The sequence below is a fragment of the Chromatium okenii genome (assembly GCF_002958735.1).
GTDB lineage: Bacteria > Pseudomonadota > Gammaproteobacteria > Chromatiales > Chromatiaceae > Chromatium > Chromatium okenii_A.
Genome location: NZ_PPGH01000037.1, coordinates 594,426 through 614,243, shown reverse-complemented (window position 1 = coordinate 614,243; position 19,818 = coordinate 594,426). Strand labels below are relative to the sequence as shown.

Here is a 19,818-nt window from a genome sequence, read left to right as displayed (position 1 = left end):
ACCGGGCAGTGACTTGATCTACATATCACTTTTTATGAGGTAATCTAATGAGTACAGCACAATCGACTAAACTACTTTCACCCAATCGTGAACATACCCGTACTGGAATGTCTAAAGAAGCATTAAAACAGGCTTATATTGATAATCTTTTTTATATTCAAGGACGCTTTCGAGAAGTTGCAACATCGCATGATTTGTATATGGCTGCCGCTTATACGGTACGCGATCGACTACTAGCACGCTGGGTAAAATCAGCGCAGGCATTCAAAGTCAATCGTGCGCGTACCGTATGTTATTTATCAGCAGAATTTTTACTTGGCCCACATTTAGCAAATAATTTAGTCAATCTGGGAATTACCAAAATTTCGCAAGAATCTGCTGCGGAATTGGAACTAGATTTTGCAATGATTTTAGAAGAAGAAGAGGAACCAGGATTAGGTAATGGTGGTTTGGGTCGCTTGGCTGCCTGTTTTATGGATTCATTAGCAACCCAATGTATTCCCGCAATTGGCTATGGTATTCGTTATGAATTTGGTATTTTCGATCAAACGATTGAAAATGGCTGGCAGGTAGAACGTAGTGACACTTGGTTACGCAATGGTAATCCGTGGGAAATTCCGCGTCCCAAAATCTGTTTTCCAATTGGCTTTGGTGGTTATACCGAACAATATCGTCATGCAGATGGTTCATTGCGCCATCGTTGGTTGCCGAGTTTAGAAATCAATGGCGTTGCCTACGACACGCCAATTCTCGGTTATGGCGTTGGCAATGTGAATCTGTTGCGATTATGGAAAGCGGAAGCACCGCAGTCATTTGATTTTCAGGCATTCAATGTCGGTGATTATTACGGCGCAGTTCATGCAAAAATTGAGGCTGAAACCATTTCTAAGGTGCTTTATCCAAATGATGAGCCAGAGGTAGGCAAGGAATTAAGATTAAAACAACAATTCTTTTTTGTATCCTGTTCATTACAGGACATGATTCGATTACACCTCAATACTGTTGGTTCACTCGATACTTTTGCAAATAAATTTGTTGCGCAATTGAATGACACGCATCCGGCTCTGGCTGTAGCAGAGTTAATGCGGTTATTTATTGATGAGCACGGCATGGCGTGGGAACAAGCATGGACGATTACCCGCAACACTTTTTGTTATACCAATCACACGCTATTACCAGAGGCATTAGAAACTTGGTCAGTCGCTTTATTTGAGCGATTATTGCCACGTCATTTGGAAATTATTTATTTAATTAACCAAGATTTTCTCAATCAGGTACGCGAAAAATTTCCAGATGATGAGACACGGGTCATTCGGATGTCACTGATTGCAGAGGGAGAACAACGACGTGTCCGCATGGCGAATTTGGCGGTGGTTGGCAGTCAAGCAGTGAATGGTGTTGCTGCACTACATTCAGAATTAGTGAAGACGACATTATTTAATGACTTTTATGACCTATGGCCAGAGAAATTTCATAATGTTACCAATGGCGTGTCGCCTCGGCGCTTTATGGTCGTGAGTAATCCTCGGCTGGCAGATTTAATTAGTCACACTTGCGGGCATAACGATTGGATTCGTGATTTGAGTCTGTTGCGTCATTTAGAACACCATGCCGATGATGTTGAATTGCAACAGCGGTGGCGCGAGGTAAAAATTGCTGCAAAACAAGATTTTGCGAATTGGTTGCAGCAACAAACGGGCGTCGTGCTTGATCCGCAAGCCATGTTTGATGTGCAAGCAAAACGGCTGCATGAATACAAACGCCAGCATCTGAATATCTTGCATATCATTCGGTTATATCAGCGCATTCAACAGAATCCCAATCAAGAAATTGTGTCACGAGCATTCATTTTTGGCGGTAAGGCTGCGCCCGGCTATTATCTCGCTAAACTTATTATTAAACTCATTAACGCGGTTGCAGAAGTAGTTAATCATGATCCGTTAGTCAATGGGCGAATTCGCGTTGCGTTTATGCCAGATTTCAATGTTAAAAATGGTCAACGGTTGTATCCAGCAGCCGATTTGTCAGAACAGATTTCACTCGCCGGTAAAGAAGCCTCTGGCACTGGCAATATGAAATTCTCATTGAATGGTGCATTGACGATTGGCACATTAGATGGTGCGAATGTCGAAATCCGCGAAGAAGTTGGAGCGGAGAATTTCTTTTTATTCGGTATGACAGCGGCTGAGGTGACTGCAAAACAGCGTGAAGGTTATCGACCTTGGGAGCTTTATCACGCTGACCCGGAGTTAAAAGCTGATATTGATTTAATTAACTCTGGTCATTTTTCACGCGGCGACATGGTGTTATTTCGTCCATTAACTGATCATTTAATTAACCATGACCCGTTTATGGTGTTAGCTGATTACCGTGCTTATTTAGAGTGTCAAGCGCAAGTGAGTACTGCGTGGAGCGATGCTGCAAATTGGGATCGCATGTCGATTTTGAACGTGGCGCGAATGGGTAAATTTTCATCAGATCGGGCAATTGTTGAATACGCCAAAAACATTTGGAATGTTCCGCCAGTGACTGTTGAACGGTAAAAATGCTTGATTCATTTTCAATACACGATCAACGCATTGGAACGCAAAACGTTTTGCATCCATTCACAATTGGGCGCTATCAATTTGCGAATAATCTGGTGCTCGCGCCAATGGCAGGAATTACGGATCGCCCCTTTCGTGTGTTATGTCGCCAATTCGGTGCCGGTTATACTGTAGCGGAAATGGTCGCAGCGAATACGGCATTATGGGGCAGTCGTCAATCATTGCGCCGTCTTGATTATAGCGGTGAATCCGGCATCATTGCCGCGCAAATTGTCGGCGCAAACCCAATTGAATTGGCGCAAGCTGCCCAGTTGAATGTCGATTTAGGTGCGCAGATTATTGACATCAATATGGGTTGTCCCGCGCAGAAAGTCTGCCGCGTCGCTGCCGGTTCCGCTTTGCTGCGCGATGAGCCATTGGTTGGGCGGATTTTGGCGGCGGTCGTCGCGGCAGTGCAGGTGCCGGTCACGCTGAAAATTCGCACCGGCTGGTCGCCAGAAACCCGCAACGCGCCCGCCATTGCGCACATCGCGCACGATTCTGGCATTGCGGCGTTGACCGTACACGGACGCACTCGCGCTTGTCATTACAACATTCCGGCCGAACACGACACGCTGGCTGCCGTCCGCGAGGTGTTCACTGGCACTTTAATTGCCAACGGCGACATCGCTACGGCGGAGGACGTTCGCCGCATTGTGGATGCAACCGGGGCGGATGCGATTATGATTGGACGCGCTGCGCGAGGGCGACCGTGGTTATTTCGTGATCTCGCGGCGGAATTGACCACCGGCGTTGCCCCGCCGCCACTGCCCGCGCCAGCTGGATTGCCGCGCTTGTCTGCACCCATCTTGATGAATTATATCAATTTTATGGCGCAACCATGGGCGTGCAAATTGCGCGTAAACATCTCGCGTGGTATTGCCGCAGCTTTCCTCAGGCGACGGCATTTCGGGCAACGGTCAATCAGGCGCAGACGCCAGCCCAACAAACCGCGCTGGTGCAAACATTTTTCGCCCGCTGCGCGGATATAACTTGAATTTTCAACCCTTTAACGACGTTCGGACTCAATTTGATGCAAGCCATTCATCGCGCCCTGATTAGCGTTTCTGATAAAACCGGAGTAGTCGATTTTGCCCTCGCCCTCGCCGCGCACAACGTCGAAATTCTCTCCACCGGCGGCACTGCCAAACTGCTCACCGCGCACGGCATCCCCGTCATTGAAGTCTCTGATTACACAGGTTTTCCTGAAATGATGGACGGGCGCGTCAAAACGCTCCATCCGCGCATTCACGGCGGCATTTTGGGACGACGCGGCATTGACGAGGCGGTGATGGCGGCCAACGCGATTGCGCCGATTGATTTGGTGGTCGTCAATCTGTACCCGTTCGAGCAGACCGTCGCCAATCCCGACTGCGATTTGAAAACTGCGATTGAAAACATCGACATCGGCGGCCCGACCATGCTACGCGCTGCCGCCAAAAATCACGCCGGCGTGACCGTCGTCGTCGATGCAGCGGATTACACCCGCGTCTTGTCCGAACTGGAGCGCAACGGCGGCGTTTGTGTCGCAACGCGCTTTGATTTGGCAGTCAAAGTGTTTGAACACACTGCGCGTTATGACGGCGCAATTGCCAATTATCTCGGTGCCCGCGTGGCGACTGCGGTGGGTGAAAACAGCGCCTTCCCGCGCACCTTGAGCCTGCAATTCAAGCGTCAGCAGGCGCTGCGTTATGGCGAAAATCCGCATCAACATGCCGCGTTTTATGTCGAACACGATCACAGCGAAGTTGGCATCAGCACCGCCCGCCAAATTCAAGGTAAGGAACTGTCTTATAACAACATTGGCGACACCGACGCCGCGCTCGAATGCGTCAAACAATTCAGCGGAGCGCCCGCCTGCGTGATCGTCAAACACGCCAATCCGTGCGGCGTCGCTGTCAGCACCAGCCTGCTCGACGCCTACAACCGCGCCTATCAAACCGATCCCGAATCGGCATTCGGCGGCATCATCGCGTTTAACGACGAACTCGACGCAGAAACCGCGCAAGCCATTGTGGAACGGCAATTTGTTGAGGTCATCATCGCCCCGCGCATCAGCGCCGCTGCGTGTGCCGTCGTCGCCGCGAAACAAAACGTACGGCTGCTCGAATGCGGCACTTGGAATGCAGAACCTGCGTATCGCCTTGATTTCAAACGAGTCAACGGCGGATTGCTGGTGCAAGATGCGGATTTGTGTCTCACCGAACAGGTCAAAACGGTCACCGAACGCGCTCCCACTGCACAGGAATATGCCGACTTATTATTTAGCTGGCGCGTGGCTAAATTTGTAAAATCCAATGCCATTATTTATGGCCGTGAACAAATGACCATCGGCGTTGGCGCGGGCAAATGAGCCGGGTGAATTCGGCGCGAATTGCACGCATTAAAGCCGAACACGCCGGGTTAATTGTTGCTGGCGCAGTGATGGCATCCGATGCGTTTTTTCCATTCCGCGATGGCATTGATCAAGCCGCGAAGCAGGAATTACTGCCGTGATTCAACCGGGTGGCTCCATGCGCGATGCTGAAGTCATTGCCGCTGCGAATGAACATGGCATGGCGATGATCTTCACAGAAATGCGCCATTTCCGCCATTAAATCCTCCAGCCCTTTTATAAATCCCCCAACCCCCTTTTTCAAAGGGGGCTTTTAGTCCGATTGGCAAGGGTTAAAGTTAAACATGCGGATTCATCCCACTGCGATTATTGAAGCTGGCGCTCAATTGCACGACACGGTGCAAGTGGGCGCGTATTCAATTATTGAAGCAGGAGCTGTCATTGGTGCTGGCTGCATTATTGATAGCTGTGCGCGTATTTATGGCAATACGCGCATGGGCATGAATAACCGCGTGTGTCACGGAGCGACGCTCGGTGCCGAGCCGCAGGATTTCACTTTCACTCCCGACCGCGCTAAACCATTAACCATTGGCGACCGCAATCATTTCAAAGAAGGCGTTAATATCAGTTGCGGTATTAAATCGACGAAGGCACCGAATTGGCAACGATAATTATTGGATGGCATTTTCACATGCTGGGCATGATTGCGTGATTGGCGATCACAATATCTTTGCCAATACCGCCACGCTCGCGGGCATGTCACGATTGAAGATCGCGTATTTTTATCTGGTCAAGTGCAGTGCATCAATTCTGTCGCATTGGCGCGTATGCATGGTGGCGGGAGTGACGGGCGTGGCGCAGATGTGCCGCCGTTTGCGTTGCGGATGGACATCGAGCCGAATGATTGGATTAAATGTAGTCGGGCTGCGCCGCAATGGATTTACGCAAATTCAGCGCAGTCAAATTAAAGCGGTTTATCGGTTAATTATGCGTTCTGGTTTGCGTTTAGCGCAGCGTTAATTCAAGCTGAATTAGAATATCCCAGCCCAGAAACGGCGCAGATTGTGCAGTTTATTCAATCCAGTCAGCGCGGATTGATTTCGTTTGCGGATTGACGCGCTGCGCCAGCAAATAATTCATCAATTTCTTCAATCAATTGACGCGGCGGTTTATCCATCAATAACCCTTGACTGGCTGTTGCTGCGCCACGCAGAAAAACATAAATCGCGCCGCCAATATCACGCGTCATAATCGTAATTTGGCAATCGCGCTTTCAATAGCCGATGCAGCGCCAGCACATACAACACGGCTTGCAAATCATAACGGTGATGCAGCATCTCCAGTTGCATCGCCATTCGCGTATACGCCGCATCATCTTTGCCAAGCCAATTCGATTTCCAATCGACGACGTAATAACGCCCCTCGTGCACCAATAACAAATCAATAAATCCTTTGAGCATTCCGTTTAATTGATTGCTGGCGAGCGGTGGACGCGGTTGATTGGGCTGGCAATGTTTCTGCACTAATTGATCGAGCGTGGTCGTTTTAACGCCATGACTTTCAATCCAAAATTCCATTTCAACTTGAATAGCATTTGGCGCGAGATCGCGCAATGCAAATCTCCCCAACTCACTTGTTTCATCAAATCCCCCAACCCCCCTTTGCTAAAGGGGGGCTTTTCTTTCTCCCCCTTTGTAAAAGGGGGGCAGGGGGGATTTCTCTCCCTTTGAAAAAGGGGGGCGGGAGGGATTTCAAGTGACCACGTTTGATTGAGAAAAGCGCCGAGCCATTGCTCCAGCGGGACAATCCATTCAGTTAATCCATTCAATGCACAGCGATTTTTTAACATTTCCAATCGTGCTGGCGCAGACGCAGCCGCTGCGGCAAAACCAAACAGCAATTGACCGTCAGCGTCACGGGTTTCGCACTCCGCAGCCCATTCCAAAATGCCGTGCAAAAAGGTTCCAGAGCGCGTTCCTCTCGGAAAATCATGTAGTTGGCGCAGTTCGGACGCAAACGATTCCTGCGGCGCGATGCTCAATCTTTCCAGTTCTGCTTCTTCTAACACTCTGTTTTGCAATGGTGTTTCTGGCTCGGCAGCCGTGATGGTTTTCAGCGCCGAATAGCTGGCAATCCACCAACGCGACGGTAGCGAAAAATTAGCGACTCGCGCTGCTTCCAATTGCGCGGTCGGTGGCGGCGTAAACCAAGTGGCAGTTGGCGCAGGCGCTGGCTGAATGCGCAGATGCGGACAATCGCCTTGCAGCTCCGCCAGCGCCGTCCACACTTCCGCTGCACTCGCAAACTTGTTACCGCCATTGAGCAAGTAACCAAAAGCCGATTTTTCCAACTGCGGAATTTTTACATTGCCACTTTTTAACGGTGCGACACCCAACATCAGCGCATTGCGGGCGCGAGTGACGGCGACATAAATCAGCCGCACATCCTCACTCAATCGCGCTTCATCCGCTGCTTCCCACGCTTCCGCAAACTGTTTTTTCCCGCCACTTCCAAAAAGGTCTGTGTACCGTTGCGATACAGCACTTGACGCGTTTTGTCATCAACCTCTTTCCAATGACAGATAAACGGCAGCAGCACCAGCGGATATTCCAAACCCTTGGCTTTGTGAATGGTGATGACTTTCACTAATTCTGCATCACTTTCAAGGCGTTGAATGAACTCGTCGCCGCTGCTGTCGAGATGCGCAGTGAGATGCCAAATCAGCGCCTGCTCGCCGTCAAGCGCAGTTGCTGACTGCTGCAACCATTCGGATAAATGCAATAAATTCGTGAGGATACGCTCGCCGTTGGGCTGCTGGAGCAACTGTGCTGGCAATGCGAAATCGTGCAATAACTGCCGCAGCATTGTCAGTACGCCTTGCTGCTGCCACAGCAATTGATAACCGCGAAACCGCTCGATCTGCGCTTCCCACGCCAATTCATCCTGTTGCAGTTGCGCCAAATGCTCCAGCGGCAGCGCCAGCGTGTTGGTTCCCAGCGCGGCGCACACCACACGGTCATCAGTTGGCGCAGCGACTGCTCGCAGCCAATGCAGCAGGTCTTTTGCCTCTTCAGTTTGAAAAACCGATTCCCGATCAGACAGATAGACGCTGTGAATCCGCCGCGCTGCCAGCGCCTCGCGCATGATCTGCGCTTCCGTGCCGGTGTGTACCAAAATGGCGATGTCTTGTCCGCGCAGCGGTTGAAACACCTCGCCGTCAATAAAACCGGCTTTCCCTTCAGCGGCTTGCGCAAACCACGTACCAGTTGGGTGCAGTCGCAGCCGCCATCTGCTCGCGGTAACGCCGGGACTGACGGGCTGCTCGTCCACGCCGTCGAGCGTCCAAACGTGAGTGCGACTGCGTCCACGCCGTCCAAAATTAAACGCGGATGCAACGTTCGCTGGCGATCACGGTTTGCAACGGAATCGGATTGTGACCGTCGTCGGTTTTGCACCGAAACGCGCCGCGTGACGACCCAGTTTCTGCGGGCGCAAACAACCGTTGACACGCATCAATCACGGCGCTGGTGGAACGGTAATTCACGCCCAGCCGGTGATGACGCCCAGTTGTCGCAGCTCGCGCTGTCAAATAGGTGTGAATATCTGCGCCGCGAAAGCCATAAATCGCCTGCTTCGGTCGCCGATTAAAATCAGCGCCGTGTTCGGGTTGTTCGCAGCAACGCCATAAATGTGATTAAAAATCAGGTATTGCAGCGGATCGGTGTCTTGAAATTCGTCGATTAACGCGACGGGAAATTGAGCGCGAATGATGGCGGCGAGACGAGAACTGGCTCCATTTGGCGCATCCGCAGCAGACCGCGCCAGCGCTGCCTCCAATTCCCGCAACAGGTCATCAAAACCCATTTCGGCGCGTAATTGCTGGCGCTCATCGAGCGTTTTCGCCACCCATTGTTTGGCGTGTGCCAGCACTTGAGCGGCGAATGGCAATTGCGGTTGTGCTTGATACTGCTGCAAATTCGCCAGCGCCTGAAATGCCGGATGGACGATTTCAGTTTGAATTTTCGCGCCTTTTCTGAACCGAAATGCGCCCTGCGCAAAGCTCAGTAATTTATTGGGCGCAGCGCACCAGCCGCCCAGTCCGCGATTTCCGCCAGCAATTCCTCGAATTTGTCGGCATTGGCGCTGCCGTGAACATTGCCGTTGAAATGCTCGCGCAGCCCGCGCAATTGCTGTTCGAGATTGGCTTGATCCGCTTGCCACAAATTCCGCGCTTGTTGTTCCATGCTGCAACTGCGCTTGCGCCAACACATCAGCGAGCGAATCAACGACGAGCAGCTGCCCTTGATGCGCCAGCGGAATTTCGCGCCGCGCCAGCAACACCTTGAGTTTTTTCTGCAATTCTTCTGGCGATTTCACCACGCCCAGCATCAATGCCGCTTGTGCGGGTTCCAGCGGATAAAAATGAACGCGCCAATAATCGCGCACCACTTCCGCCAGCAATTCGGTTTGATCGGTGACGAGTTCCCGCGTGAACAACCCGCGAGTGTCGAAGCGTGTTCTTGCAGCATTCGATAACACCACGCATGGATGGTCGAAATCATCGCTCGTCCATCCATTGCGCAGCTAAACGCAGGCGCTGCGCACATTCCGCCCATTCGTTCGGAGCATAGGTTTCGCGCAGTGCCAGCAACGATTCCGACGCATCGCTTCCCCCCTTAGAAAAAGAAGGATTGGGGATTTGAATATCCGCCTCAAAACACTGCGCCGCTGCGACCAGCAACGCCCGAATCCGGTCGCGCAGTGCCTTGGTTGCTGCATCAGTGAAAGTGACCACCAGAATTTGCGGCGGCGTTAATGGGCGCGGAAATGCCGAGTTGTCATCGCCGTGACCGAGCACCAGTCGGACATACAGCAGCGCCAGCGTGAAGGTTTTGCCGGTGCCGGCGCTGGCTTCAATCAGCCGAGTGCCGGTGAGCGGAAAAGTCAACGGATTCAGTGCGTCGTTCATACGTCTAGCTCCGCTGCGGCGTTTCTTCTCCCCCCTTAGAAAAAGGGGGTTGGGGGGATTTGTATATCCGCGCTGTAAACGTGATCAAACAGCGGTTGATACAACTGGGCAATTAACGATAAACCGTTGATCGGCAGCGAGTTCAGCGTAGGTTGGCCAGAACCGCCGATAGCCGGGATGACTGGCGCATTCGCCGGGCTGGTGGGCGTTGAAATCATCGCCTTCGTAGGTTTTTACCAGATTAACACTGCGCCCGGCGTTGGCGGCGAGCGCGGCAAAACCGGTGTCACACGCCAGCGGCAGCGGTTGACTGATGCCCTGTTGATAGCCGTCAAGCAGCGCCAGCAAATAGGTTTGCGCCGTTTCTGCTGGCAGCGGATTGAGAACGAAATCGCTTTTTGGTCCGAAAATATGGGTGGTGGTGGCGCCGCCGAATTGCGCCGCGAGATGCAGCGGCCACGCCCGCACCAATCGCCTCCATTTCGCATAGCGCCGGAATACAGGTTACTGGCTTGTAATTGCAGAATAATTCGGTTGCCAGCGGCATCGCTGCGAATGTCGTTGAGCGCGTCATTCAGAGTTTCAAGCTGAATACTTTCCGCCGGACAACGCCGCGCATACTGCGTTAACAGCGTTTGATATTGCGCTACCGGCTCCGTCAGTTCGGCGAGCAACTTATCCATCAATGCTGCGGCAAACGGCGGCAGCGGCAATGCGCCAGCACGTGCCAATTGTGCGGCGGCATCGCGTAAACAACGGGCAGTGTCAACGCTAACATCTTGTGCCAGCGCGGTTTTCACTGCATCCAACACATCGCCCAATTGCCAACTTCCAAACTGTTCCACAGTGAACTGCTCATCATCAAGCGGCACTGTCATCCGCGTTGAAATACAGCCCCAGTCGCTGGGTATAAAAGGTCTTGAGCGGCTGGCGCAAAAACAATCCCAGCGCCGAAGTTGTCAGTTGGCAGTTTTCAGTTGGCTGATTTGTCTCCCCCTTAGTAAAAGGGGGGTCGGGGGGGATTTCTTCTTTCAAATCCCCCCAACCCCCTTTGCTAAAGGGGGGCTTTAGCTGCTCTCCTTTGCCAAAGGTGGGCTTTTCGTGGTCTTTGCTAAAGGTGGGTTTTAGCTGGTGATGCGCCGCTCGCCATTCGTTCGCGTAAGTGAACAAACGCGGCGACCGCTCCGGCTGAAAATAACGCGCACTGAATGGCTGCAACGGATGTTCGGTCGTCAAAGCGTCCAACAGATTCGTGCTCGATCCGTCGGCTAACCGCCAGCCAGCGGCAAGGTGATCGCGCAATTGCCCGACTAAAACCGACGGCGGGCGCGTCGAATCATCGCGGATGCTGCGCCCAACCCAGCTAATGACCAGCCGCTTGCGGGCTGACAGCAGCGCCTCTAAAAACAAATAACGGTCATCTTCGCGCCGCGCTCGGTCGCCGGGGCGGTAATCGTTGCTCATCAAATCAAAATCGGCGCGGTGATAATTGCGCGGATAATCGCCATCGTTCATGCCCAGCAGCCAGATGTGCCGAAACGGAATTGCTCGCATCGGCATCAGCGTGGCGAAATTGACCGCGCCCGCAAAAAATCGCTGCGTCAACGTCGGCTGATCCAATCGCGCCAGCAGTGCTTCACGCACCACTTCCAGCGGCAATTCTTCAGCTAATTCACCGTTTTGGCATTCCAGCGCCCATTTCTCCAGCGCAGCTCTCACCTGCGCCAGCGCGAGTTGATCGGCATCACTGACGGCAACAAACAGCTCGTCCATCGTCTGCGCCAATAACGCCACCCAGTCCGACGCAGAACGCGGGATTTGCAGCACCGTCCATGCCCGTTCCAGTGCATTGAGCAATTGCACCAGCGGTCCAATCAGCGCGGCATCTAAACCGCCAACTTCATCATAGGGTTCAATGCCTTGCCACGCGCTGCCTGCGCCGCTGGCAAATCCGAGCAACATCCGCTGCAAACCGAATTCCCAAGTGTTTTGTCTCAAGTCGGGCGGAAAACCCAAGCTGGCGCGATGTTCGGCAGACAAGCCCCAGCGGATATTCGCGCCACCGATCCACCGCCGCAGTTGCGGCACATCCGCGTTGTCAATGCCGAACCGCTCGCGCAGCGCCGCGATGTCCAATAAATCCACCAGCTCGGTGACGCTAAACCGCGCTTGCGGCAGATTGAGCAGCGTCGCCAGCCCGATTAACACCGGATTGGTGACAGTTTGTCCTTGATCGGCAAGTGAAACGGAATGTTGCGGCGCGGATCGTCATAACGGCGTTTGAAGACGGCCGTCACGGCTGGCGCATAACTGTTGATGTCGGGAACCATCACCAGCACGTCACGCGGCGCGAGCGGCGTTCCGGCGTGTTCCGCCAGCGCAAACGCTTCAAGTAATTGATCGTGCAGAATTTCCACCTCGCGCAACGGACTGTGCGCAATCAGAAATTCCAGACTGCGGTCAGTTGCCGGATCAATGACGGTGCGCAGCGCCTGCCGCTCCGCCAACGAACGCAATTCCAAAATGTCGTCTTGTAATTGATGCAGCAGCGTGTCGTTGCCGGGCGATTCAAACAGATCAATCGGCATGTCGGCAGCTTGAAAATGTGCCTCGTATTGGCTGCGCTGATCGTGCTCGTCCAACAGCCGCAGATAATCGCGCCCCTGTTTGCCCCACGCCGCCAGCAGCGGATGACCGTGCAGATGCAGCGCGGCAGCATCGGTGATCGGTGGGCGCTGGCGCGGTGGCTGGCGACGATAATCCTGCCGGAACAATTCGCGCTCGGCGACCAGATCGCCCCAGTAATGACGGCTGGGATTGTGCGCAAACAGCAACACCTGCGCGTGAACAGCAATCGCGGCGAGCACTTCCAGCGATTGGCGCGGCAGCGCGGAAATGCCAAACACGATGATGCGGCGGGTAAACGTGGAGCTGGCGCAGTGCGCAGTTGTTCTAAAAAAGCACGGTGAACGGCAGCGCGGCTGGCGGTGGTGAATTCACCTTGTTCAATAAATCCCCCAACCGCCCTGTTTTGATAAATCCCCCCAACCCCCCTTTTTCAAAGGGGGGCTTTTCTTCTCCCCCCTTTACGGGGGGGATTTGAATATCCGCCACTAGCAACCGCCACAACGCGGGTTGCCAGCGCTGCGCTTCGGGAATTGGTTCGCGGCTGCCATGCGGACGGATGAGCACGTCGTCGCCGTCCTGCCACGCAGTCAGCCAATCGGCGCGATAGACTTGATATTGATCGAAAAGATCGGCCAGTTTTGCTGCGAGTTGATGACGACGGCGGGCGTGATCATCACCGCTGAGAAAGCCGGTGAGTGGCGCAAAAATCTCCGCCAGCGCATCCAAATTGCCGAGCAGCCGATACAGCCGCCACGTCAACGGTTCTTTGTCAAACGGCGAGCTGTGCGGCAAATCGCCGAGCACTTGCCGATACGCTTGCCAAATAAACCGCCCCGGCAGCGTCACGTCAGTCCGCCGCAATGCCGCAGCCAGTCGCATCTGCGGCAATCGCCAACTTCAGCCACTGCGCGATGCCGTTGCTTTGCACCAGCACCACGTCATTTTCTAACGGCGGCAGCGGATGACGTTTCAGCCATGCCACCAGCAGTTCACACAGATTTTCCAGTCGGTTGCCTTGAATCAGCATGAAACCGTGCGGCAAATCTTGGTGCTCTGCGTTCATCAATTAACGTCCGCCAGAAGTGATGTCGAGCGTCGGTGACGGACGCTGCAAAAAATTACCCTGTACATAATCAACGCCAGCCGTCCACAGCACCGTTAACGACTGCGCATCTTCCACGCCGGTGACGATGGTTTTCACATTGAATTCATGTGCCATGGTCGCCAGCGCCACCAACCGCTGTTGTTTCGCCGGATCATTGGCCAAACCCTGCGCAAAGGTCGATTTCAGCAGGACGTAATCCAGCGGCAAATTCTGCAACAGCCGCTCAGGATGCGCGAGCAATCCGAAACGATGCAGCGCCACGCGACATTTAATTTTCTTTAATGTTTCCATCAGTTTATTCAGGCTTGCTAAATTGTTCGTCACCACTTCTTCCTGAAATTGGAACGTCAACCAGTTGCCGCGCACATCGAATTCGCGCAGGCAGTCGCAAATCCACAACACAATGCTGGGATTGCGAAAAGTGTCTTCCGCCAGACTGATAAACAAACTGATGCGCTGCCCAGCGCGACGCTGCTCGCCAATCACTTGAATTGCCGAGCGAATCGTCCAGCGATCCACTTGTTCGATCAGCCCAGCGCGGGTGGCGGGACCGACAAAATCCCGCGCTTCCAATGGTGGCTCGTGTTCATCAATCAACCGCACCAACACGCTGTAATTTTCTTGATCGTCGCCCATCAAGCTGATAATTGGTTGATACACCAACTTAAAATGATCCTGCGCCAGCGCCCGTTCCACCCGCCGCGCTATCTCGGCTTCACTGTCGCCAGCCGGAGTCGCTGCGGGCGCTGTTGGAACAGATTCACGCCCGACACACAGCCGATAAGCGGCGTTGACAATATCTTCGGCAGCACCAGCACGGTCGCGCACCAAGTAGTAGCCCATGTCAAAATCTGCCGTTGCATCATCCGGTTGCGTTCCGGCGCGGTGCGGCAGACGGGCTGTCGTCAATAAACGTTCAGCCAGCGCCTTGGCTTCCAATTCGTTGACATCATCGACCAACACGACAAATCCGTCATCAGTGACGCGGGCGCAAAACCCGTGTTCGGCAGCAACGAGCGTGCTCAGTTGTGCGGCGTAGGCGTCGCGTTGTTCTAGTCCCAGTGTCAAACCGAGATCACGCAGCAACTGTGTGCCGTCTTTCAATTGCAAATAGAAAATGGCAAACGGACGTTCTATCCGATGTTCGGCGTTGAGATGCCCAGTGATTTCTGCCAGCAATTGCGATAAGCCCGGTGCAGACATTTCCGCATTGACTGCGACGGGCGCTGGCGCAGCGGTGCTGATTTCCGGCTCCGCTGAAATGGCGATTGGTGTTACGAGTGCTGGCGCGTCAAGCGGATGCACCAGCAACCGCAAACAGGGTTCATGGTCGATTTCGGCGGGTGCTGCCAGCAGTCGAGCGTTGAATTGGCTGGCATCGTGACGGCGACAAATGACGGTCAATTCCACCGGTTCGTTCAACGCAGTTGCATCGCCACCGCGCAGCAGCTCGCGGATTTTCTTTTGATATTCAGGAACAAACAGATCGAGAAAGGGAATGGCTTGCAGTTCGTCGAGATCGGGATAACCAAATAGCGCGAGATAAGCGGGATTGGCGTCGAGATGCAATCCGTCCTGTACGAACGACACGCCCGCGCTGGTGACAGCAATCAGTTCACGGTCGCGCTGTTCGCACAGCCGCAAGCGTTGATTGAGTCCGGCAGCTTCGCGGCGACGCAGCAGTTCGGCAAATTCCCGCGCTACTGCCAGTTTGAGGTGATCGTGATCGTGGCGGCGAATGAGATCGCGGACAGCGGAACGGCGAATTTTGGCGAGATTGGCAGCGTGTTGCTCCGATTCTTCGATCAAAATCAACGGAATGTCGCCGATGAGCTTCCGGTGCGCTGCCAGCACGCTGTCCAAATCGACCTCGCGCTGATAGCTACAACAGAGAATCAAATCACAGCCGCGCTGGGCGATGATTTCGGCCAGTCGTTCGGCATGAGGCACAGTGACACTTTGCGTCGCAATGCCGTCTTCGCGCAGCGCCCCGATCAACCGTTCGGCATCGCTCGCATCGGAAGTAATAATCAACAGGGTGGCGGTGTGCTTGTGAACAGACATGCTGAAATGGTGAAACAACCTGAATCAGTTATTGATTGGGATTATCGGCTTTTGCAAGCGGTGAGGGAAAGGCGCGATTGTTATTTGCGCGGCGGTCTGGAAATCTTTTCCGGTTTGCAAAACAAGCCGACGCCAGTCAAGCCCGGTTCCCGCGCCAGCAACTCGCGCAACGGCTGTAAATCCGGCAAACCCAGCGCCGCTGCCAGCGCGTCATCAATGGCGATGCGATGCGGATCAACAGCGAGTTTGGCGAGCGCCAGCAGAGGTTGTTCGCACAGCCGATCATAATCTGCCGCCAATTGTTCCAGCGTCGCTGGCGGCAGCGCCCGCACATCCAGCACCGGCATTGCTGCCCACGCCGGTTGTTTAACTTTCATCCACGCACCTTGTGTCGTCACCCGCCGCGATAACAGCAGCACCAGCGCCGGAGTGCTGTTGAGCCACAGCAGCAGCACCTTCTCCTGCGCGGGCGATAACTCGGTTTGCAGCGCCCACCATGAATTGCCCAGCACGGGTCGATCAAAACCAACTGCCATCACGCGATGCGTATTTGTGCGCAGGCGTTCCGCTAATAGAATCTTTCCGGCGCGAGGCCATAACAATCGGGAGCCGTAATCTGCGCCGCGTGGCGACTGTATCCACAGCGTGAGATAGGAATTGGGCTTTTGCGCCATCGTGGTCACGATTTTGGAGTTGTGATCCCAAAAGCCTTGATAGGGCGACCAATCGTGTTTAGCCACCTTAAATCCTTCGTGAATACGTTTTTGATCTGGTCCCAATTTGCCCAGTTCGCTCACTGCGCACAGCGGCAGCGTGACTGGCGGTTTGCCCGGCACCACCAAATTGCCAGTGCCCAGCAATGCTGCGGTGCGCAGCGTCCAGGTTTGCGCAAACTGTGCTCCGATCCACTGCGCCTCGCCGACGCTCGCTGGCAATGCAATCACCTCGCCGAGCGTGTAACCGTCAAGATCACGCAGCGGCGTGATGGTTTGCTCGGTCAAGGTGGCGGGCGTCAAATCACGAATCCGCCGCGACAAATCAAGTGCTTCAAACACGGTCGGCGGATTGCGCCACAGATTGATGTAGTGCGTCATTCCTGCTGGCGCGTCTGGTTGACGCTTACGTGCGATAAAGAGCAATTCAGAAAGTTCAGTGTTTTCTGAGAAATTCGGGCGCCCGGCGTCGTGACTGACGACCACCATTTCCACCGTGTATTTCTCCGCCAGCAGCGCCCGACTGCTGCCCCACGCCTCGCCGGTCGCCAGCGCCACCGGTAAGATAAACGCCAAGCGCCCGCCGACTTTGAGCCGCGTATCCGCCAGCGCCACAAACACGCTGCCCAAACCGGCAGTGCTGCTCGCCGAGAGCTTTTTGACCTGCACTTTGAGTTCTTTCTGGAGCTGGGCGCGTTCCCGTTCCGGCAGATTGCCGAACAGCAAATTGCCGCCAACCGAGCGCACAAATGGCGGATTCATCACGCACAGATCGAGCAGCGGAATTGCTGCCTCAGCTTTAAACGTGTTGGCAACGCCAGTTTGCTGGGCTTGTAATTCCCGGTTATCCAACGATAACTGCGTCGGCACGTGATCGGTGCCGATGAATTCCAAACTGCCTAAACGCGGCAAGTTGCCTTGCATTCCCAGCGGCATGATGAACAGATTCATCCGTCGATAAGTGACGTGTGGCGACAGCATTCCCAGTGTCGATGCCGTCAGATGCACGGCAGACGGTAGCACGTCGTAACCGTGCAGCACGTTTTCCATCAGCGCCACATGCAACTGCTTCCAATCCTCCGCGAGGAGTGATAGCCCTGCGCGGGCGCGTCCTTCCACAAACCGATCCGCAATTGCTTGGCCTGCCGCCATCAGCAACGTTCCCGTGCCGCAGGTCAAATCAGCGACGGTGAACTCCGCCAGCGGCGGTGAGGTACTGACATCCAGCGTCGGCCAATCTTGGTTAAACGTCAGTTTGAGCAGCAGCGTTGCGGAAGAAACGGCGGTGTAATAAGTGCCGAGATATTTGGCGTGATACAGCAGCCAGTGATAAATCCGCCCCATTAAGTCATGGCGCAGCGCGGACTGATTGGCGCAAATGCTTTTGGCTTCGGTAATCAGCCAGCGCGTCGCAGAAATGGTCGGCAGACTGACCGGCAATTCCGCCAGAATCCGCTCGCCGAGTTGAAAAATGGGCACGTAATTGATTTCGTTCCAAATCCAATGCCAGTGCTCGCGCAGGTCGGCAATCGGATCGGGCGCTTGATCGTAAGCGCGGAGCGTGTTCACTCGCGGATCATTGCCGAAATTGGCGAGTTGTTCCTGAAAAATCATCGCGTTCGCCATCACCAGCGCGGCAACTTTGGCGGACATCACGCGCCGCGCTTCCCGCACTTCGGGCACTTCATCCGCGTGAATCGGCATTCCCAGCAATTCCGACAGCCGATCGCAGGTCGCGCCCTGTCCATTCCAAAATGAAGCAATGGTTTCAATGCGTTCTGATAATGCCTGCGCTGCCGTCGCCACGATGTCCTCTTGCGACATGGTGTGATGCACGCGCCGCAAGGTTTCCAGTAATTCGGCAGGCGTTGCCTCGCTCCATGCCGTCGCGCCGATTTCCGACAGCGTGCACACCCGCAACTGGGTTTCAGCCAGTACGCCGCTGATGTTCTTGGTAGACGTGGTGCGCAGTGCTTCGGGATACACCACGGCAGCCGCGATATGACAGATGCCGCTATCGACGCGCCGCTGCGCATCCGCCTGCACCACTTTTTCCGCGTCGGCAACGTCGGCAAATTTGCCCTCTAAAATGACGCGCAACCCATTGAAAGTGAACATCACATCCGGGCGCTGGGTTCCGGCAGTCAGGATAGTTTCGGGTTCGGCGTCATCAATTCCGTGTTCGGTCAGCAACACTGCCAAATGGGTATTGAGCGTTTCTTCGCGGTGACGTGGAGCTGGAGGCATGTGGTGGAATGCGGCGTGTGTGGTGAGTGCGATGATCCTAACAAGGATATTGGCGGTGGACAGCGCCCATTCAGCAAATGCGCGGTAACTGCTCGCCGACCGGCCAATCAACAATGCGGTTGCCCCCGAAGCAGGTAGTCATCTGCACAAATTGCAATTTATCTTCAACCACTTCGCCAATGATCGCCGCTGCTGCGCCCAGCGGATGCGCTCGCATCGCCGCCAGCAACTTGTCAGCCTGCGCGGCCGGGCAAATCGCAATTAATTTGCCTTCATTGGCGATTTGGAGCGGATCGAGACCGAGCAATTCACAGACCGCTGCAACTTCAGTGCGCACCGGAATTGCCTCCTCGCGGAGCTGCATTCCGACGCCAGACTGCTGCGCCAGCTCGTTCAATGTCGCTGCCACGCCGCCGCGAGTCGGATCGCGCAAACAGTGAATCTCCGGCACTGCCGCAATCATCACCGCAACCAATTCATGCAGCGCGGCAGTGTCCGAACGCAGCGTCGTCTCAAAACCGAGATTTTCGCGTTGCGACAACACCGCGACGCCGTGATCGCCGATGCTGCCGTTAAGCAAAATGGCATCGCCGGGCTGCGCCAGCTCGCCGGAAATGTTGATGCCGTCGGGAACCACGCCGATTCCCGTCGTCGTGATAAACACGCCATCGCCTTTGCCGCGCTCAACCACTTTGGTATCGCCGGTGACAATCGGCACGCCCGCAGCTTTGGCGGCAGCGGCCATACTTTCGACGATGCGCACCAGCTCGCGCAGCGGAAAACCCTCTTCAATAATGAACGCGGCGCTCAAATACAGCGGACGCGCTCCCGCCATTGCGACATCGTTAATCGTGCCGTGCACCGACAGGCAGCCAATATCGCCGCCGGGGAAAAACAGCGGTGAAATCACATGCCCGTCAGTGCTGATAACCAACCGACCCGCTGGCGGTTGAAACAGCGCCTGATCGTTGCCTTGCGCCAGCAGCGGATTGTCAAAATGACGCCGGAACACCTCAGCGATGAGCTGCGCCGTCGCTCGCCCACCTGCGCCGTGACTTAAATCAATGTGACCCTGATTGGTGTTCATTCGATATTTTTATGCCAACGCTCACTCACCAGCGCCAATACCTGCACACTCATTTTTGAGCGAGGGATGTAGCATGTTGGTAACT

Annotated in this window: 18 protein-coding genes and 3 pseudogenes; 5 read left to right on the top strand and 16 right to left on the bottom strand. The window is 54.4% G+C overall.

The window, feature by feature from the left end; genetic code table 11:
* Positions 1-47: 47 nt before the first annotated feature.
* From CXB77_RS14785 to CXB77_RS24000, 5 genes and pseudogenes are all read left to right on the top strand, one after another.
* Complete coding sequence (locus CXB77_RS14785; RefSeq protein ID WP_105074489.1) at positions 48-2,543, top strand: glycogen/starch/alpha-glucan phosphorylase; 2,496 nt, start codon at positions 48-50, stop codon at positions 2,541-2,543.
* 2 nt (positions 2,544-2,545) lie between these two features.
* Positions 2,546-3,582 (top strand): annotated as a pseudogene (gene dusB, locus CXB77_RS14780) (tRNA dihydrouridine synthase DusB).
* A 36-nt stretch (positions 3,583-3,618) separates the two neighbouring features.
* A pseudogene (purH, locus tag CXB77_RS14775) lies at positions 3,619-5,182 on the top strand (bifunctional phosphoribosylaminoimidazolecarboxamide formyltransferase/IMP cyclohydrolase).
* An 82-nt stretch (positions 5,183-5,264) separates the two neighbouring features.
* Positions 5,265-5,591, top strand: coding sequence for a hypothetical protein (locus CXB77_RS24005; RefSeq protein ID WP_347338147.1), 327 nt, complete (start codon positions 5,265-5,267; stop codon positions 5,589-5,591).
* 7 nt (positions 5,592-5,598) lie between these two features.
* Positions 5,599-5,940, top strand: a complete 342-nt coding sequence (locus tag CXB77_RS24000) for a hypothetical protein (RefSeq protein ID WP_347338146.1) — start codon at positions 5,599-5,601, stop codon at positions 5,938-5,940.
* A 64-nt stretch (positions 5,941-6,004) separates the two neighbouring features.
* On the opposite strand, the gene CXB77_RS24710 is transcribed toward CXB77_RS24000, so the two are convergent.
* The 16 genes and pseudogenes from CXB77_RS24710 to hypE form a co-directional block, all read right to left on the bottom strand.
* A complete protein-coding gene (locus CXB77_RS24710) occupies positions 6,005-6,169 on the bottom strand; it encodes a hypothetical protein (protein WP_431520735.1) in 165 nt (54 codons plus the stop codon).
* Positions 6,159-6,497: a PD-(D/E)XK nuclease family protein gene (locus CXB77_RS24705; RefSeq protein WP_105074488.1), complete on the bottom strand. Its 339-nt coding sequence runs from the start codon at positions 6,495-6,497 to the stop codon at positions 6,159-6,161. Before CXB77_RS24705 ends, CXB77_RS24710 begins: the two co-directional genes overlap by 11 nt.
* Entirely contained in the window at positions 6,443-7,375 is a 933-nt protein-coding gene (locus CXB77_RS14760) for a hypothetical protein (protein ID WP_105074487.1), read from the bottom strand. The genes CXB77_RS24705 and CXB77_RS14760 overlap by 55 nt, the downstream gene beginning before the upstream one ends.
* A complete protein-coding gene (locus tag CXB77_RS14755; RefSeq protein ID WP_105074486.1) occupies positions 7,372-8,250 on the bottom strand; it encodes a 3'-5' exonuclease in 879 nt (292 codons plus the stop codon). Before CXB77_RS14755 ends, CXB77_RS14760 begins: the two co-directional genes overlap by 4 nt.
* Before the next feature lie 49 nt (positions 8,251-8,299).
* A complete protein-coding gene (locus tag CXB77_RS14750) occupies positions 8,300-8,509 on the bottom strand; it encodes a hypothetical protein (RefSeq protein WP_105074485.1) in 210 nt (69 codons plus the stop codon).
* On the bottom strand, positions 8,506-9,417 hold the full coding sequence (locus tag CXB77_RS14745; RefSeq protein WP_197711073.1) for a UvrD-helicase domain-containing protein: 912 nt from the start codon (positions 9,415-9,417) through the stop codon (positions 8,506-8,508). The genes CXB77_RS14750 and CXB77_RS14745 overlap by 4 nt, the downstream gene beginning before the upstream one ends.
* Positions 9,418-9,478: 61 nt before the next feature.
* Positions 9,479-9,889: a UvrD-helicase domain-containing protein gene (locus tag CXB77_RS20435; protein ID WP_197711072.1), complete on the bottom strand. Its 411-nt coding sequence runs from the start codon at positions 9,887-9,889 to the stop codon at positions 9,479-9,481.
* 84 nt (positions 9,890-9,973) lie between these two features.
* Positions 9,974-10,357, bottom strand: a complete 384-nt coding sequence (locus tag CXB77_RS23225) for a hypothetical protein (RefSeq protein ID WP_146108841.1) — start codon at positions 10,355-10,357, stop codon at positions 9,974-9,976.
* Between the two features lie 95 nt (positions 10,358-10,452).
* A pseudogene (locus CXB77_RS23220) lies at positions 10,453-10,767 on the bottom strand (hypothetical protein); the annotation flags it as partial.
* Entirely contained in the window at positions 10,751-12,097 is a 1,347-nt protein-coding gene (locus CXB77_RS23995; protein WP_347338145.1) for a hypothetical protein, read from the bottom strand. The gene CXB77_RS23995 and the pseudogene CXB77_RS23220, both read right to left, overlap by 17 nt.
* A complete protein-coding gene (locus CXB77_RS23990; RefSeq protein WP_347338144.1) occupies positions 12,091-12,795 on the bottom strand; it encodes an exodeoxyribonuclease V subunit gamma in 705 nt (234 codons plus the stop codon). Before CXB77_RS23990 ends, CXB77_RS23995 begins: the two co-directional genes overlap by 7 nt.
* A 46-nt stretch (positions 12,796-12,841) precedes the next feature.
* On the bottom strand, positions 12,842-13,396 hold the full coding sequence (locus CXB77_RS23985; protein WP_347338143.1) for an exodeoxyribonuclease V subunit gamma: 555 nt from the start codon (positions 13,394-13,396) through the stop codon (positions 12,842-12,844).
* On the bottom strand, positions 13,365-13,580 hold the full coding sequence (locus tag CXB77_RS23980) for an exodeoxyribonuclease V subunit gamma (RefSeq protein WP_347338142.1): 216 nt from the start codon (positions 13,578-13,580) through the stop codon (positions 13,365-13,367). The genes CXB77_RS23985 and CXB77_RS23980 overlap by 32 nt, the downstream gene beginning before the upstream one ends.
* 3 nt (positions 13,581-13,583) lie before the next feature.
* Complete coding sequence (locus CXB77_RS14720) at positions 13,584-15,686, bottom strand: EAL domain-containing protein (RefSeq protein ID WP_105074482.1); 2,103 nt, start codon at positions 15,684-15,686, stop codon at positions 13,584-13,586.
* An 80-nt stretch (positions 15,687-15,766) separates the two neighbouring features.
* Entirely contained in the window at positions 15,767-18,760 is a 2,994-nt protein-coding gene (locus CXB77_RS14715; RefSeq protein WP_146108840.1) for a hypothetical protein, read from the bottom strand.
* Complete coding sequence (gene hypE / locus CXB77_RS14710; protein WP_105074480.1) at positions 18,717-19,733, bottom strand: hydrogenase expression/formation protein HypE; 1,017 nt, start codon at positions 19,731-19,733, stop codon at positions 18,717-18,719. The genes CXB77_RS14715 and hypE overlap by 44 nt, the downstream gene beginning before the upstream one ends.
* Positions 19,734-19,818: the final 85 nt, after the last annotated feature.